Source organism: Mesorhizobium sp. M8A.F.Ca.ET.161.01.1.1, from assembly GCF_004792105.1.
GTDB lineage: Bacteria > Pseudomonadota > Alphaproteobacteria > Rhizobiales > Rhizobiaceae > Mesorhizobium.
On sequence record NZ_SRTD01000424.1, the window covers coordinates 1 to 294 of the forward strand.

The following is a 294-nucleotide window of genomic DNA, read 5'->3' on the forward strand; positions in this document are numbered from 1 at the left end:
CGAGCGGCGCACCGGCATTCGCTCCCGTTATTGGGCAGAGAAGGACGACACGCTGAGTGGTCTTGCGGAAAAGGCGGGCCGGATGGCGCTGGCGGATGCCAAGATCGATCCCGATAACATTGCGCTTACGCTGCTTGCCACCTCCACGCCGGACCATCTTCTGCCGCCTTCCGCGCCGCTGCTGGCACACAGGCTCGGTTTGACGCGCTCCGGTGCGATCGATCTTGCTGGCGCCTGTTCCGGTTTTCTTTATGCGCTCACCCTCGCGGATGGTTTTGTCCGTACCCATCGCCG

1 pseudogene is annotated in these 294 nt (G+C 63.3%); it reads left to right on the top strand.

The features are described from left to right. Nucleotides 1–294, top strand: a pseudogene (locus tag EN804_RS36375) (3-oxoacyl-ACP synthase); the annotation flags it as partial.